The organism is Aeromonas sp. R5-1, from assembly GCF_040908265.1.
Taxonomy (GTDB): Bacteria; Pseudomonadota; Gammaproteobacteria; order Enterobacterales; family Aeromonadaceae; genus Aeromonas; species Aeromonas caviae.
On sequence record NZ_JBFODJ010000130.1, the window covers coordinates 238134 to 251792 of the forward strand.

A 13659-nucleotide genomic window follows, 5' to 3' on the forward strand; every position below is an offset into this window, starting at 1 on the left:
TCGAGAAGATGGACAAGCAGACGCTGGTAATCAAGTTGGGTGGTGCCCTGATCGAGAACGACGAGGCCCTGACTGCCCTGTTCGCCACCCTGAAGACCTTCCTGGATGATCAGCACCGTCCTCTGGTGCTGGTGCACGGTGGTGGCTGCCTGGTGGACGACCTGCTCAAGGGGCTGGGCATGACCTCCACCAAGAAGAACGGCCTGCGGGTGACCCCGTTCGAGCAGATCCCCGTGATTGCCGGTGCCCTGGCCGGGACCGCCAACAAAATGATGATGGCCAAGGCCATCTCCACCGGCATTCCTGCTGTGGGTCTGTGCCTCGCCGACGGCGGTCTGTGCCAGGTGACCCAGCTCGATCCGGATCTCGGTGCGGTCGGTGACTGCAAGCCGGGCAACCCGGCGCTGGTGGCCGGCATCCTGGGGCAGGGCTTCCTGCCGGTGGTGAGCTCCATCGGCATCACCGCCGACGGACAGATGATGAACGTCAATGCGGATCAGGCGGCCACCGCCATCGCCGAAGCGCTGGGTGCCGATCTGGTGATGCTGTCGGATGTGAGCGGCATTCTGGATGGCAAGGGCAAGCTGGTGCCGCAATTGGACAAGCAGAGCGCGCTGGACCTGATGGAGAAGGGAGTTATCACGGACGGCATGGCCGTCAAGGTGAAAGCCGCCCTGCACGCCGCCGAAACTCTGGGCAAGCCGGTCTGTGTCGCCAGTTGGCGCTACCCGGATCAGCTGCTCAAGCTGCTGGCTGGCGGCGCGGTCGGCACCCAGGTCACCCTCTGATCTCCACCGGGAAAAGGACAATCCGATGCAACATCTTCTGAAAGACAGTGATTTAAGCAAGGCCCAGATCGAGGCGCTGCTGGCGCTTGGCAAGGCGGTCAAGGCCGATCCGAAGAAATACAGCCAGGCCCTGGCGGGCAAGAGCGTGGTCACCCTGTTCGAGAAGCCCTCCCTGCGTACCCGGGTCACCTTCGACATCGGCATCGCCAAACTGGGCGGTCACAGCGTCTATCTGGATCAACAGAACGGGGCGCTCGGCAAGCGGGAGTCGGTGAAGGATTTCGCCAGCAACCTGTCCCGCTGGTGTGACGCCATCGTCGCCCGGGTGTTCGATCACCAGACCCTGGTCGAGCTGGCCGAGTTCGGCTCGGTGCCTGTGGTCAACAGCCTGTGCAACCTCTACCACCCCTGCCAGGGGCTGGCGGATTTCATGACCATCAGCGAGCACTACAGCGATCTGTCCAAGGTGAAGCTGGCCTATCTCGGCGATGGCAACAACGTGAGCCACTCCCTGCTGCTGCTGGGGGCGACCCTCGGTACCGATGTGACCCTGGTCTGCCCGAAAGGCCATGGCCCGGATACCCAGATCTTCCTGCAGGCCCAGGCGCTGGCAGCTCAATCTGGCGCGACCATACATATCAGCGATGATGTCGCGGATATCGAAGGCTTTGACGTGGTTTATACCGATACCTGGGTTTCCATGGGTGACAACACACCAATGGAGCAGGTAAAAGATATCTTCATGCCTTATCAGATCAACCAGGCCCTGCTCGATCGGACCGGCATCCAGCATGTGCTGCACTGCCAGCCGGCCCACCGGGAGCTGGAGATCACCTCGGAGGTCATGGACGGCCCAGCCTCCCTCATCATGGATGAGGCAGAAAACCGGATGCATATCCAGAACGCCGTGCTGCTGACCCTGTTCGGACAGGGCCAGAAGTAATCCGGCAACCGACCCGGAATCACCCCTTTTTATCGAATCATCACGGAGAGAAGTAAATGAGCGGAATCAACAAGATCGTACTGGCTTACTCGGGCGGACTGGATACCTCGGCCATCATTCCCTGGCTGAAGGAGCACTATGACGCTGAAATCATCGCCTTCGTCGCCGACGTGGGCCAGGAGCGTGACGATCTGGAAGGTATCGAGCAGAAGGCCATCGCCTCCGGCGCGGTCAAGTGCATCGTCAAGGATCTGCGGGAAGAGTTCGTCAAAGAGTATGTCTACCCGACCCTGAAGACCGGCGCCGTCTATGAAGGCACCTACCTGCTGGGTACCTCCATGGCCCGTCCGGTGATCGCCAAGGCGATGGTCGAGGCTGCCCTGGCGGAAGGGGCTGATGCCATCTCCCACGGTTGCACCGGCAAGGGCAACGACCAGGTGCGGTTCGAAGGGGCGGTGGCTGCTCTGGCGCCCCAGCTGAAAGTGATCGCCCCGTGGCGGTTGTGGGACATGCGTTCCCGGGAAGATCTGCTGGCCTATCTGGAAGCCCGCAACATCCCCTGCAAGGCGACCCTGAAGAAGATCTACAGCCGCGACGCCAACGCCTGGCACATCTCCACCGAGGGTGGCGAGCTGGAGAGCACCTGGAACGAGCCGTCCGAAGCGGTCTGGCAGTGGACCGTCTCTGCAGAGGATGCCCCGAACGAGCCGGAATACGTCAAGCTGACCGTGGCCAAGGGCGAAGTGGTCGCCGTAGACGACCAGCCGCTCAGCCCGCACCAGATCCTGACCACCCTGAACGAGCGTGCCGGCAAGCACGGCGTGGGCCGGATCGACATCACCGAGAACCGGATGGTGGGCATGAAGTCCCGTGGCTGCTACGAGACCCCGGGTGGTACCGTGATGGTTGCCGCACTGCGCGCCGTGGAAGAGCTGGTACTGGACAGACCGACCCGCGCCTGGCGGGAAAAGCTGGGTGCCGAGTTCTCCCACCTGGTGTATGACGGTCGCTGGTTCACCCCGCTGTGCAAGGCCATTGTCGCCTCCGCCAACGCCATCGCCGAGGAGCTCGACGGTGAAGTGGTGCTGAAGATGTACAAGGGTCAGGTCACCGCGGTGCAGAAGAAATCGCCGAACAGCCTCTACTCCGAAGACTTCGCCACCTTCGGTGCCGACGAAGTGTACGACCAGAGCCATGCCGAAGGCTTCATCCGTCTCTACACCCTGGCGAGCCGGATCCGCGCCATGAAAGAGCAGCATCAAGCCATCGGTGGCGACCATACCCACGGCTAAGCAAGCGCTATCACCCGTTGATTCGAGGGGGCATGGCCCCCTCTTTTACAGGCAGAGAGGCCCTTTGCCATCCTCATCGGGTGTGACAAGAGCGGCTGCGCCCTGGCCGCTTCTGTGAGATAACAGGCTCGCAGAAAAACAGGGCAAGATTTCAAGTTCGACGGCGCAAGGCGCCGCCGACAACGCATTCAAGGAGAGCAGTATGGCACTTTGGGGTGGACGCTTCAGTCAGGGAGCCGATAGCCGGTTCAAGCAGTTCAACGATTCGCTGCGGTTCGACTACCGTCTGGCGGAGCAGGATATTCAAGGCTCCATGGCCTGGGCCAAAGCGCTGGTCAAGGTGGGGGTGTTGACCGCCGATGAGCAGGCTCAGTTGCAGCAGGCGATGGAGGTGCTGCTCGCCTCGGTGCAACAGGATCCCCAGCAGATCCTGAACTCGGACGCCGAAGATATCCACTCCTGGGTCGAGAGCCAGCTGATTGCCGCCGTCGGCGCCCTTGGCAAGAAGCTGCACACCGGTCGCTCGCGCAACGATCAGGTCGCCACCGACCTCAAGCTCTGGTGCAAGGCACAGGGCGAGCTGCTGCTCGGTTCCATCACCGCCCTGCAACAAGGGCTGGTCGCCTCTGCCCGTGCCAATCAGGCCGCGGTGCTGCCCGGCTACACCCACCTGCAGCGGGCCCAGCCGGTCACCTACGCCCACTGGGCACTGGCCTATGTGGAGATGCTGGAGCGGGACCATTCCCGTCTGCAGGATGCCCTCAAGCGCCTCGACACCAGCCCCCTCGGCTGCGGCGCCCTGGCGGGCACCGCCTATGCTATCGACCGGGAGGCGCTGGCGCTCGACATGGGCTTTAGCGGCGCCACCCGCAACAGCCTGGATTCGGTGTCCGATCGGGATCACGTGGTGGAGCTGATGCACGTGGCGTCCCTCTCCATGACCCACCTGTCGCGCTTTGCCGAAGACCTCATCTTCTACAACACCGGCGAGGCGGGCTTTGTCGAGCTGTCTGACGCCGTCACCTCCGGCTCGTCTCTGATGCCCCAGAAGAAGAACCCGGACGCGCTGGAGCTCATTCGTGGCAAGACCGGCCGGGTGGTCGGGGCCCAGATGGGCATGCTGATGAGCCTCAAGGCGCTGCCGCTGGCCTATAACAAGGACATGCAGGAAGACAAGGAAGGATTGTTCGACGCCCTCGACACCTGGCACGACTGCCTCGACATGGCGGCGCTGGTGCTGATCGATCTGAAGGTCAATGGCGAGCGTACCAAGGCGGCGGCCCAGGGCGGTTACGCCAATGCCACCGAACTGGCGGACTATCTGGTGGCCAAGGGCATTCCGTTCCGCGAGGCGCACCATATCGTCGGCGAGACTGTGGTCTATGCGATCCAAGTGAAAAAGCCCCTGGAAGAGCTCTCCCTCCCCGAGTTCCAGCGCTTCAGCCCCGTGGTGGGGGAGGATGTTTACCCGAACCTGGAGCTGGAAGCGACTCTGGCCAAGCGGGTTGCCAAGGGAGGCGTCGCTCGCGAGCAGATAGAGGCAGCCCTCACCGCCGCCGAGGCCTGGCTGGCCAAACGGGCGGGTTAAGCCAAGCGGCTCGCCATGGGAACAAGAAGGCAGAACGGCAACCCCAGGGTTGCCGTTTTTTTATGGGCACGCCTCGGCGCCGTGGGGCGCGTTGACCAGAAGCTGTTCAGCCCCTGTGTCCGGCGCTGGCCTGATGCACGGCGTCCGTGAGCAGCCGTTGCAACTGGCATCTGGCCTCGTCGGCTTCATGGCTGGCGGCGAGCAGCACCACCCCCAGGGTACCCGGTGAGGGCAGCACGCCGCCGAGGAGGGCGAGACTGGCCGGCATGCCGATGGGGGAACGCACCGTGATCCCGAGCCCGGCCTGTACGGCGGCCCAGATCCCGCCCAGGCTCTGGCTGGTGAAGGCGATCCGCCAGGGGATCCCTGCATCGTCGAGGGCGCGGATGGCCCGTGCCCGCATCAGGCAGGGGGCATCGAAGAGCACCAGGGGCAGGGGCTCCCCGCGCGCGAGCAAAGGGGCGAGGTCCCACTCGGGGTGGGCAATCCAGGCCAGTTGCACCACCTCGATGAGGGGAAGATCCTCCCGCTCTCCCTGTGGCTGCCAGGCGAGAGCCATGTCGAGGGTGCCCTCCCTGATCCCCTGCACCAGGGCCCCGTTGCGATCGATGCGGGTCGTCATGCGCAGGGCCGGGTGCTGGCGACAGAGGGGCCCCAGCACGGCGGGGAGCAAAGATTCGCCGAAGTCCTCCTGCACCCCGAGCCGGATCTCCCCTTGCAGCAATTCCCCTTTGAGGGCGAGCACGGCTTCGTCATTGAGCGCCAGCAGCCGCTTGGCGTAGCCCAGCAGGCGCTCACCGCTGGCCGTCGGCACCAGGTGACGTCCCTGCTTCATGACCAGATCGGTGCCGCACTGCTGTTCGAGTTTTTTCAACTGGGCGCTGACCGCCGAGGTGGAGCGGCACAGCCGCTGCGCCGCCAGCGCAAAGCTGCCGCACTCCAGCCCCAGCACGTAGCTGCGCAGGGCATCGAGATCCAGGCTGGGGGGAAGGGGTGACATAACAATCCTTATAGTCGGGATGATTGGTCTTGAATATTTCGATTTTTTAAATTGTAGCAGTGAGGGAGAGTGGCTTCATCCACCAAGGAGATTGCCATGACACCCGATGTTCCCGATCGCGCCACCCTGGCGCAGCTTGCTCCCCGACTCGCCCGACTGGCGGAAGAGACGCTGTTTGGCGATATCTGGCAGCGCCCCACCCTCTCGGCCCGCGAGCGCAGCCTGATCACCCTGGCCATCCTGGCGTCCCTGGGCCGGGTGCAACAACTGCCCTGGCATATTGCATTCGCCCGGCAAAACGGCCTGTCCCGGGATGAGCTGGAAGAGCTGTTCACCCATCTTGCCTTCTACGCCGGTTTGCCCGCCGCAGTGACGGCCGTGGGCTATCTGCCCCCCCGCGAGGAGGTGACCCCATGCCGCTGACCCGTATCACCCTGTGCGAGGGGATGAGCGACGCACACCTGCAACAACTCAGCGCCCTCTACCACCAGACCCTGGTGGAGGTGTTCGAGGTGCCGCCGAAGGATAAATTCCAGATCCTCGAGATCTTGCCTGCCAGTGCGCTCATCTATGACCCCCACTACCAGACCGGCCGCCGGGACCAGGGTTTCATCCTCTTCCAGATCCTGGCGGGCAAGGTGCGCAGCACCGCGACCAGGGAGCGGCTTTATGCACGTCTCGCCGAGCGCCTTGAGGCCGAGCTTGGGATCCACCCCGACAACCTCATGGTGGTGATCCAGCAGACCGATGCCGAGGCGTGGAGTTTCGGCCAGGGCCGGATGTTCAGACAGGAGGTGGCCTCATGATCGCCATGCACTACCGATTCACCCTGCCCGCAGACTACGACATGGCGCTGATCGAGCAGCGGATCGCCAGCAATGGCGCCAGACTGGACGGCTTTCCCGGTCTGTTGTTCAAGGCCTATCTCTACAGCCGTCAGGACGATGGGGCCCTGCCGGGGCAGGAGAACCGCTATGCCCCCTTCTATGTGTGGCACAGCGCCGAGGCGATGCACCGATTCCTGGCAAGCGAGGGATTCGCGGCGCTCACCCGGCATTTCGGCTGGCCCCGCATCGAGACCTGGCATCTGCTGCGGGTGCCGGATCCGGCCTCCCTCGACGGGGCTTGCATGGCCAGGCTGCGGCGCACCAAGGTCGCTTCCCACGGCGAGCTGGCCGACCTGCACGGCGAGGCCATGGTGAGCGGCTGGGATCTCACCCGATGGGAATGGCTGGAGGCGGATTTTCTCCCGTCTCTCTCATCGCCCTTGCCTGGCGGGGGCGAGATCTACCGTGTCGGCTATCTGGCGAAGGGGGGTGGGGTGTAAAGCGGAATTATCTTTGTTATTTATGTTGTTTTTCCATTCATCTGGGCTGTGAAAGTGATATTCGCATCGTGAACATAGGGTGTTATATCGCGCTTGTGGATGATGGTGTGGCATTGCGGCCACCTGCGGCAATGAACTGGCTCAGTGGGCACATTCGGGGTGACGGCCCGCGCCGGGCAGGGCATGATCCCGCTGCAATGCGTATGGACGCGTCAACCGGATCAAGGAGTTCCCATGTACCTGCCACCCCATTTCGCCGTTACCGACCCCGAGGCGCTGCACCAGCTGATGCAGGCGAACCCCCTGGGGGCCCTGATCACCTGTGGTGAAGGGGGGCTGGATGCCAACCACCTGCCGTTCGAGTTCGACGGGGCGCAGGGGGCCCACGGTGTGCTGCGGGCCCATGTGGCTCGCAACAACCCGCTTTGGCAGGAGGTGAAAGAGGGCGACGAGGTGCTGGTGATCTTCCGCGCCGCCGAGGGTTATATCTCCCCCAGCTGGTATCCGGGCAAGCAGGTGCATCACAAGCAGGTGCCCACCTGGAACTATGCCGTGGTGCACGCCCATGGCCGTATCCGGGTGAGGGACGATGCCCGCTTCGTGCGTCGCCTGCTCGCGACCCTGACCCGTACCCACGAGGCGGGAGAATCCACCCCCTGGAAGATGGCGGACGCGCCGCGCGATTATCTCGAGGCCATGGTGGCGGCTGTGGTCGGCATCGAAATCGAGATCGACCGCCTGGTCGGCAAGTTCAAGCTGAGTCAGAACAAGGAGGCGGCGGATCGCCTGGGAGCGGCCAATGCCCTGCAGGAGCGCGGGCAGACCGCACTGGCCGGCGCCATGCTGAGCCCGCCTCCTTCACAGCCCTAGCGTGACACCTTGAGATTCGGCCCGACAAAAACGGCAACCGTCTGGTTGCCGTTTTTCATGGTTCCACTCCCGCTCACGCGCTGGCATTGAGCAGCTTGCCGACGCCTTCCCCCGGGCCCTGGGGCAGGGTTTGCTTGAAGGCAGAAAGCAGCTGATCGAGGTTGAGGTCGCTGTTGCCCACGGAGTCCTTGAGGGTGTCGAGCTCGCTTTGCAGCGCATCGAGGCGGGTGCTCTGGGTGCCGTCTGCCAACTGGGTGCGGGCGGCATCGATGGCCTGGGGCAGGGGCTGGCCCGAGGATTCCTGACCCAGGGTCTGCATCAGCGCCCCCATGAAGTGGTTGATGGCGGGGCGGCTTTGCTCGCTGTCAGCCTCCTGGATGCCGAGGCGCTGGAACAGGCTCTGCACCGTGGGGGCAAGGTGCGCTTCCTGCGCGGCAGGCTCGGTCTGGGCGGGCGGCGTGCTGTCGCCCAGCAGCTTGCTGCCCAGCTTGATGGCAAGGGAGGCGAGGGGAAGCAGGGTGCCGATGGCGATCATGATGTCACTCTCCGTACGACTGATGTCATGACGGAGCAGGGATCGGGCCAGCTTGGCGAACATTCAACCGAAAAATGGCAGGGGATTGATCCTGCTGTGAATTTCGTTTTTGCCAGGCGGAGGACGGGCGGGTGCGAGCGGGGGCGGCGGCAAACCCTTGCAGCCCGGGGGATGGCCGGTTTGCCGCCCGGCTTGCCGGATCAGAGCTCCTTGAACGGGCGGCGCTTCTCCTCCTCGATGACGATGGCCTCCAGATTGGCGATGCGCTCCTGCAACTCCTTGATGATCATGTCCTGCTTGCCGAGACGGTCGGTAATGCGGGCATCCCCCATCTGGTAGCGGGCGCGTTTGGTGAGATAGCTGAACGACACGCTGATAAAGACGATCAGGACGATACCTGTCCACATGGTCATGAATGACTCCTTTCAATATTTGAACGAGAGGATCTGTCTCCCGCGCTGTCGTTGTCTCATACCCGACCTTGGGCGGCAATGCCCGCCTGGTTGTTCAGAGCGGCCAGAGCGGCCAGATCGGCCAGCCGAGCCAGATCCCGAGCAGCAGCAACTGCCCCCAGACGATGGCCCAGAACCGCAGGCGGTAGCTCCCTTTCTGGGTCTTGTGGCGCAGCCACTGGCGGGCGACCAGGGCGCCGGGCCAGCCGCCGCACAGCTCAAGCAGGTGCAGGCGGGCCTCGGGCACGCGCCAGCCGCCACGAATGGCCTGGCGCTTGTCCCAGGCGTAGGCAGCCAGGGTCAGCAGGCTCATCAGCAGGATCAGGGCCAGCGGCCACCAGTTGGCATCGTGCGCGCCGAGCCAGCCTGCCCAACCCAAAGGCAGCAGGGCAAGGGCCATCATGACAGGCACGCCTGATCCCGAGTCTCGCCCGGTTGTAGCGTGCGGATCACCCGGGCCGGATTGCCCACCGCCAGGGAGTCCGCCGGGATGTCCCGGGTGACCACGGCGCCAGCCCCTATGATGGAGCGGGGCCCTATGGTGACGCCTGGGCAGATGATGGCCCCGCCGCCAATCCAGCAGTCATCGCCGATCCGCACCGGCTTGTTGTAGGCGGTCCAGTTGCGTCGCTCCAGATAGTCCATGGTGTGGGTGGCGGTGTAGATCTGCACGTTGGGGGCCAGCAACACATGGTTGCCGATGTGCACCTCGCCCACGTCGAGTATGGTGACGTTGAAGTTGAAGAAGGTCTTCTCGCCGATGTGGATGTTGCGGCCGAATTCGCAGGTGAAGGGGGTGCTGATCCAGCAGGAGTCGGGACAGTGGGCGAAGAGGTCGCGGCAGATCTGCTGGCGCAGGACGTGATCCCCCACCGGTGAGGCGTTGAGCCGGCTCAGCAGCGCCTGGCCGCGAATGCGGTCGTTCGCTATCTCCTCGCTCTGGCTGTCCAGGGCGCCCCCCGCCAGTACCTTGTCCCAGTCGCTTGCCATGGTCATCTCCTCCTGCTGCAAGAGGGGGCAGTATACGCGACAAGGGGAAAGGGTGTCAGAGTGCCGGGCCCGTCAGGTGATCCCCGTCATCATGTCATCAGGACAAGGGGCAGGATGAGCAGGATGGAGACGAGGTAGGGGAGCAAGACCCGCCGCCCCAGGCTGCGTCCGCCAATCACCAGTGCCAGCACCCCTTTCACCAGGGAGTTGACCAGCCCGGCGAGCAGTATGCCCCTGGCCGCCACCTCCAGGGCCAGCTCCTTCTGGGCGAGCTGGGAGAGGGAGAGGGTGATGGCGTCCACGTCCGTGATGCCGGAGACCAGCGACAGCAGATAGACCCCGGAGTTGCCCACCTTGCTTTGCAGCAGGGTGGCCATGAAGCCGATGAGGGCGAGCAGCAGACCGAACTTGATGGCGGTGGCGAGATCCAGCGGGTTGCGGGTTTCGGGCTGTACCGGGCCGTCCGGCATCTCTTCCCGCTGGCGCCAGAACCAGAAGGCAAAGCCGTAGACGATGGCTGCCAGCAGCAGCAGGGGGGCGGCCAGACGCAGCGCCAGCTCTCCGTGGATGATCAGCACCAGTGCCAGCAGCCTGAGCCACATGGTGGCCCCCGCCAGCAGGATGCCGGTGGCCAGCAGCCGCTCCAGCCCTCCTTGCTCCTTGTTGAGGCGGGCAAATTGCAGGGTGAGGGCGGTGGAGGAGGCGAGCCCCGCCAGCATGCTGGTGAGCACCAGCCCGGAGCGGGTGCCGAGCAGGCGCACCGCGAAGTGACCACAGAACGAGATGCCGGCGATCACCACCACCATGAGCCAGATCTTGAAGGGATTGAAGGCATTGAGGGGACCCATCTCGGTATCGGGGAGCACCGGCAGCAGCACCAGGGAAATGAGCAGAAAGCGCAGGGTGGCGTGAAATTCCAGTTCGCTCAAGAACAGCATCCCCTGCTGGATCTTGCCCTTGAGCCCCATCAGGAGGGCCGCCAGCACGGCGCAGGCCACCGCCTCGCTCGGGCTCTGCAGCACCGACATCAGCCCCAGCAGGTAGGTGAGCACCATGGCTACCGAGCTGGTGAGGCCGAACTCCCCCTGCCAGCGCTGGGCCAGCCAGACCGAGAGGCCGCACCCCGTCACCACGGTCAGCAGACCGAGCAGGGCCAGCCAGGCGCCCAGGGTGGGCAGCAGCAGGGCGCAGACCCCGCCGAGCAGACCGATGAGGCCATAGGTGCGCATCCCGGCGATGCGCTGGTTGTCTCCGAGCTGGCGCACCTGCCAGCCCCGCTCCAGCCCGATGATGAGCCCGATGGCCAGGGACACCAGGGCGCCGTAGACGGGCTCGGCCTCTATCCACATGGGTTTCTCCTCCCGCTGCCGTTTCAGTGAGGATGGCACAGGGCATCCCGGGGCAGGGGGAGCTGGCTCACAGAGCGGGTGTCCCGCCTGCCGGGGTCTTGCAAACAAAAAAAAGGCGCCACCCGGAGGGGACGCCTGAAAACCAAACCTTGCGGTTTGCAGACCAACGGAACCAAAGATCACACACTTCACACTCAGCACTGCTGTGGGGCAGGGCTCAACCCTGCCACTTGCCTCCTTCCACTATCACGTCGTTGGGATCGGTATCGGCGCTCAGTTTGTCGCGCACATACTGGTCGTAGAGTTTGAGCAGGTACTTCTCTTCCCCCAGCTTGGCGAGACGGTCGTTGACCCAGTCCCGCAGCTCGATATTGCCCTTCTTCACCGCCGGCGCGATGGGGTCTTCCGAGCCCAGCTTCTCGGGCAGCACCCGATAGCCCGGGTTCTCCTTGGCCCAGCTGAACAAGACCAGGTTGTCCTGGGCATAGGCATCGCCGCGGCCCTGGGCCAGGGCCTGCAGGGATTCGGTGTTCTTCTCGAACTTGAGCACCTTCCAGTCCGGGTGGTTGCGGGTCAGCCAGATGTCGGCCGTGGTGCCGGTAGTGACGATAAGCCGCTTGCCGGCCAGATCGTCGAGCTTCTTGGCGTCGCTGCCTTCCGGCACCAGCACCTGTACCGCGACCTTGAGGTTCGGGTTGGTGAAGTCCACCACCTGCCGCCGCTCCGGGGTCACCGTCATGTTGGCGAGGATGAGATCCACCTTGTCGCTCTGCAGGAAGGGGATGCGGCTGGCGGGCTCCACCGCCACGAACTCGACCTTGTTCTCGTCTCCCAGCAGGTCCTTGGCGAAACGGCGACCGAGGTCGGTGTCAAAGCCGACGTAGTTTCCTTTCTCGTCCACATAGCCAAACGGCGGCTTGTCGGTGAAGACGCCGACGATGAGCTTGTCCCGCGCCTTGATCTTGGCGAGGGAACCGTCTTCTGCCTGGGCGGCGCCGCTGGCGAGGCCCAGGCCGATGAGGGCGCTAAACAGGACCGAGGTAATTATCTTCATGCTGACTCCTTTCGTTTGCTGACAGTTGTATAAGAAAACTTGGCGAGGAACTGGCGGGCACGCTGGCTCCTGGGATTGTCGAAAAATTGATGGGGGGCGGCCTGCTCCAGGATGTGGCCGCCGTCCATGAAGACGATGCGATCCGCCACCGCCTGGGCGAAGGCCAGCTCGTGGGTGACGATGAGCAGGGTCATGCCGCTGCCGGCGAGATCCCGGATCACCTCCAGCACCTCCTGTACCATCTCGGGATCCAGCGCAGCGGTCACCTCGTCAAACAGCATCACCTGGGGGTTCATGCACAGCGCCCGCACGATGGCGATGCGCTGCTGCTGGCCACCGGAGAGCTGGCGCGGATAGTCGTGGCGCCGCTCCCACAGGCCGATGCGAGTCAGCAGCTGCTCCGCCTGCAGCAGGGCCTCGGCCCGCTCCCGCTTCTGCACCTGCACAGGGCCGAGCAGCACGTTCTCCAGCACCGTCAGGTTGGGGAAGAGGTGATAGCTCTGGAACACCATGCCGATGCGCTGGCGTACCCGCTGCCAGTCGGTGTTGGCATCCAGCCTCTCTCCGTCGAAGCGAATGTCGCCCCCCTGAATGGGTTCGAGCCCGTTGAGGGTGCGCAGCAAGGTGCTCTTGCCGCAGCCGCTCGGCCCCAGGATGACGATCACTTCCCCGGCGTTCACCGTGAGGCTGACCTCGTCCAGTACCCGGTGTTGGCCGAATTGTTTGCTGACAGCATTGAGCTCAAGCAGAGGTGTCATACCGCATTACCCCATTGTTGCTCCAGCCGGCGCGAGGCGAGCGAGAGCGGATAGCAGACCAGAAAGAAAAACAGGAACAGCAGACTGTAGATGAGCAGCGAGCCATAGGTGCGCTCGATGATCTGCTGGCCCACCTTGATCACCTCCACCACCCCGATCAGCACCGCCAGCGAGCTGGTCTTGATGATGCGGGTGTAGATGTTGATGGTCGGCGGCGTCAGCCGTTGCAGCGCCTGGGGCAGCAGCACGTGGCGATAGAGCTGCCAGCGGGAGAGCCCGAGCGCCAGGCCGGCCTCCTGCTGGCCGCGGGCGAGGGATTTGAGACCACCGCGCACCACTTCCCCCACCTCGCTGGCGCCCCACAGGGCCAGCACCAGCACGGCGCACCAGAAGGCCGGGATATCCAGGCCAAAGAAGATCGGCAACCCGAAGAAGAAGAGGTAGAGCCACACCAGCACGGGCACCACCCGAAACAGCTCCAGATAGACCCGCAGCACTCCCCGAGTCAGCCTTCCCCCTTGCTGGGCCAGCACGCCGTAACCGACCCCGCCCAAGGTGGCGAACAGGATGGCGAGCAGCGAGATGGCGAGGGTCTGGCCCGCGCCCACCGCCAGCAGCGGCAGCGCCTGCGTCAGCTGCTCAGTGACCGGACTGGCCATAGTGATCCCTCCTTCTTTGTGCATGGGTGGCGAATGACGGCAGCAGCTGGACAA

General features: G+C 64.1%; 17 protein-coding genes. 8 read left to right on the forward strand and 9 right to left on the reverse strand.

Annotation, left to right across the window (positions count from 1 at the left end; genetic code table 11):
• Nucleotides 1–8 precede the first annotated feature (8 nt).
• From argB to argH, 4 genes are all read left to right on the forward strand, one after another.
• On the forward strand, nt 9–788 hold the full coding sequence (argB, locus tag AB5Y64_RS19995; RefSeq protein WP_010675689.1) for an acetylglutamate kinase: 780 nt from the start codon (nt 9–11) through the stop codon (nt 786–788).
• 25 nt (nt 789–813) lie between these two features.
• Nucleotides 814–1731: an ornithine carbamoyltransferase gene (locus tag AB5Y64_RS20000; RefSeq protein WP_010675688.1), complete on the forward strand. Its 918-nt coding sequence runs from the start codon at nt 814–816 to the stop codon at nt 1729–1731.
• A 56-nt stretch (nt 1732–1787) separates the two neighbouring features.
• Nucleotides 1788–3023, forward strand: coding sequence for an argininosuccinate synthase (locus AB5Y64_RS20005; protein ID WP_010675687.1), 1236 nt, complete (start codon nt 1788–1790; stop codon nt 3021–3023).
• Nucleotides 3024–3225: 202 nt separating this feature from the next.
• Complete coding sequence (argH, locus tag AB5Y64_RS20010) at nt 3226–4611, forward strand: argininosuccinate lyase (protein WP_368204370.1); 1386 nt, start codon at nt 3226–3228, stop codon at nt 4609–4611.
• A gap of 106 nt (nt 4612–4717) precedes the next feature.
• On the opposite strand, the gene AB5Y64_RS20015 is transcribed toward argH, so the two are convergent.
• A complete protein-coding gene (locus tag AB5Y64_RS20015; protein WP_368204372.1) occupies nt 4718–5611 on the reverse strand; it encodes a LysR substrate-binding domain-containing protein in 894 nt (297 codons plus the stop codon).
• Nucleotides 5612–5707: 96 nt separating this feature from the next.
• On the opposite strand from AB5Y64_RS20015, the gene AB5Y64_RS20020 reads away from it, so the two are divergent.
• The 4 genes from AB5Y64_RS20020 to AB5Y64_RS20035 all read left to right on the forward strand — a co-directional run bounded on the left by AB5Y64_RS20020 (nt 5708) and on the right by AB5Y64_RS20035 (nt 7808).
• Nucleotides 5708–6034 carry a carboxymuconolactone decarboxylase family protein gene (locus AB5Y64_RS20020; protein WP_010675684.1) on the forward strand — a complete coding sequence of 109 codons (327 nt, stop codon included), beginning with the start codon at nt 5708–5710 and terminating at the stop codon, nt 6032–6034.
• The gene (locus AB5Y64_RS20025) at nt 6025–6417 is read left to right on the forward strand and encodes a tautomerase family protein (protein ID WP_010675683.1); all 393 of its coding nucleotides are present in this window, start codon (nt 6025–6027) and stop codon (nt 6415–6417) included. The genes AB5Y64_RS20020 and AB5Y64_RS20025 overlap by 10 nt, the downstream gene beginning before the upstream one ends.
• Nucleotides 6414–6938: a DUF4865 family protein gene (locus AB5Y64_RS20030; RefSeq protein ID WP_323932303.1), complete on the forward strand. Its 525-nt coding sequence runs from the start codon at nt 6414–6416 to the stop codon at nt 6936–6938. Before AB5Y64_RS20025 ends, AB5Y64_RS20030 begins: the two co-directional genes overlap by 4 nt.
• Before the next feature lie 234 nt (nt 6939–7172).
• Nucleotides 7173–7808: an FMN-binding negative transcriptional regulator gene (locus AB5Y64_RS20035; RefSeq protein ID WP_368204374.1), complete on the forward strand. Its 636-nt coding sequence runs from the start codon at nt 7173–7175 to the stop codon at nt 7806–7808.
• A gap of 73 nt (nt 7809–7881) precedes the next feature.
• On the opposite strand, the gene AB5Y64_RS20040 is transcribed toward AB5Y64_RS20035, so the two are convergent.
• From AB5Y64_RS20040 to AB5Y64_RS20075, 8 genes are all read right to left on the reverse strand, one after another.
• Complete coding sequence (locus AB5Y64_RS20040) at nt 7882–8343, reverse strand: hypothetical protein (RefSeq protein ID WP_323932301.1); 462 nt, start codon at nt 8341–8343, stop codon at nt 7882–7884.
• Nucleotides 8344–8543: 200 nt separating this feature from the next.
• Nucleotides 8544–8756: a hypothetical protein gene (locus AB5Y64_RS20045; protein ID WP_041211694.1), complete on the reverse strand. Its 213-nt coding sequence runs from the start codon at nt 8754–8756 to the stop codon at nt 8544–8546.
• Between the two features lie 94 nt (nt 8757–8850).
• A complete protein-coding gene (locus AB5Y64_RS20050; RefSeq protein WP_368204376.1) occupies nt 8851–9198 on the reverse strand; it encodes a DUF1294 domain-containing protein in 348 nt (115 codons plus the stop codon).
• Entirely contained in the window at nt 9195–9785 is a 591-nt protein-coding gene (locus tag AB5Y64_RS20055) for a sugar O-acetyltransferase (protein ID WP_368204377.1), read from the reverse strand. The genes AB5Y64_RS20050 and AB5Y64_RS20055 overlap by 4 nt, the downstream gene beginning before the upstream one ends.
• Before the next feature lie 89 nt (nt 9786–9874).
• Nucleotides 9875–11134 carry an MgtC/SapB family protein gene (locus tag AB5Y64_RS20060; protein ID WP_128344909.1) on the reverse strand — a complete coding sequence of 420 codons (1260 nt, stop codon included), beginning with the start codon at nt 11132–11134 and terminating at the stop codon, nt 9875–9877.
• 217 nt (nt 11135–11351) lie between these two features.
• Nucleotides 11352–12188 (reverse strand): transporter substrate-binding domain-containing protein, encoded by an 837-nt coding sequence (locus AB5Y64_RS20065; protein ID WP_039040560.1) that lies wholly within the window; start codon nt 12186–12188, stop codon nt 11352–11354.
• Nucleotides 12185–12946, reverse strand: a complete 762-nt coding sequence (locus tag AB5Y64_RS20070) for an amino acid ABC transporter ATP-binding protein (protein WP_039040559.1) — start codon at nt 12944–12946, stop codon at nt 12185–12187. The genes AB5Y64_RS20065 and AB5Y64_RS20070 overlap by 4 nt, the downstream gene beginning before the upstream one ends.
• A complete protein-coding gene (locus AB5Y64_RS20075; RefSeq protein ID WP_368204380.1) occupies nt 12943–13605 on the reverse strand; it encodes an amino acid ABC transporter permease in 663 nt (220 codons plus the stop codon). Before AB5Y64_RS20075 ends, AB5Y64_RS20070 begins: the two co-directional genes overlap by 4 nt.
• Nucleotides 13606–13659: the final 54 nt, after the last annotated feature.

What these genes read in the sequence shown, in the direction of transcription:
- argB (WP_010675689.1), top strand. Translation starts at nt 9, where the DNA reads ATGGACAAGCAGACGCTGGTAATCAAGTTGGGTGGTGCCCTGATCGAG.
- AB5Y64_RS20000 (WP_010675688.1), top strand. Translation starts at nt 814, where the DNA reads ATGCAACATCTTCTGAAAGACAGTGATTTAAGCAAGGCCCAGATCGAG.
- AB5Y64_RS20005 (WP_010675687.1), top strand. Translation starts at nt 1,788, where the DNA reads ATGAGCGGAATCAACAAGATCGTACTGGCTTACTCGGGCGGACTGGAT.
- argH (WP_368204370.1), top strand. Translation starts at nt 3,226, where the DNA reads ATGGCACTTTGGGGTGGACGCTTCAGTCAGGGAGCCGATAGCCGGTTC.
- AB5Y64_RS20015 (WP_368204372.1), bottom strand. Translation starts at nt 5,611, where the DNA reads ATGTCACCCCTTCCCCCCAGCCTGGATCTCGATGCCCTGCGCAGCTAC.
- AB5Y64_RS20020 (WP_010675684.1), top strand. Translation starts at nt 5,708, where the DNA reads ATGACACCCGATGTTCCCGATCGCGCCACCCTGGCGCAGCTTGCTCCC.
- AB5Y64_RS20025 (WP_010675683.1), top strand. Translation starts at nt 6,025, where the DNA reads ATGCCGCTGACCCGTATCACCCTGTGCGAGGGGATGAGCGACGCACAC.
- AB5Y64_RS20030 (WP_323932303.1), top strand. Translation starts at nt 6,414, where the DNA reads ATGATCGCCATGCACTACCGATTCACCCTGCCCGCAGACTACGACATG.
- AB5Y64_RS20035 (WP_368204374.1), top strand. Translation starts at nt 7,173, where the DNA reads ATGTACCTGCCACCCCATTTCGCCGTTACCGACCCCGAGGCGCTGCAC.
- AB5Y64_RS20040 (WP_323932301.1), bottom strand. Translation starts at nt 8,343, where the DNA reads ATGATCGCCATCGGCACCCTGCTTCCCCTCGCCTCCCTTGCCATCAAG.
- AB5Y64_RS20045 (WP_041211694.1), bottom strand. Translation starts at nt 8,756, where the DNA reads ATGACCATGTGGACAGGTATCGTCCTGATCGTCTTTATCAGCGTGTCG.
- AB5Y64_RS20050 (WP_368204376.1), bottom strand. Translation starts at nt 9,198, where the DNA reads ATGATGGCCCTTGCCCTGCTGCCTTTGGGTTGGGCAGGCTGGCTCGGC.
- AB5Y64_RS20055 (WP_368204377.1), bottom strand. Translation starts at nt 9,785, where the DNA reads ATGGCAAGCGACTGGGACAAGGTACTGGCGGGGGGCGCCCTGGACAGC.
- AB5Y64_RS20060 (WP_128344909.1), bottom strand. Translation starts at nt 11,134, where the DNA reads ATGTGGATAGAGGCCGAGCCCGTCTACGGCGCCCTGGTGTCCCTGGCC.
- AB5Y64_RS20065 (WP_039040560.1), bottom strand. Translation starts at nt 12,188, where the DNA reads ATGAAGATAATTACCTCGGTCCTGTTTAGCGCCCTCATCGGCCTGGGC.
- AB5Y64_RS20070 (WP_039040559.1), bottom strand. Translation starts at nt 12,946, where the DNA reads ATGACACCTCTGCTTGAGCTCAATGCTGTCAGCAAACAATTCGGCCAA.
- AB5Y64_RS20075 (WP_368204380.1), bottom strand. Translation starts at nt 13,605, where the DNA reads ATGGCCAGTCCGGTCACTGAGCAGCTGACGCAGGCGCTGCCGCTGCTG.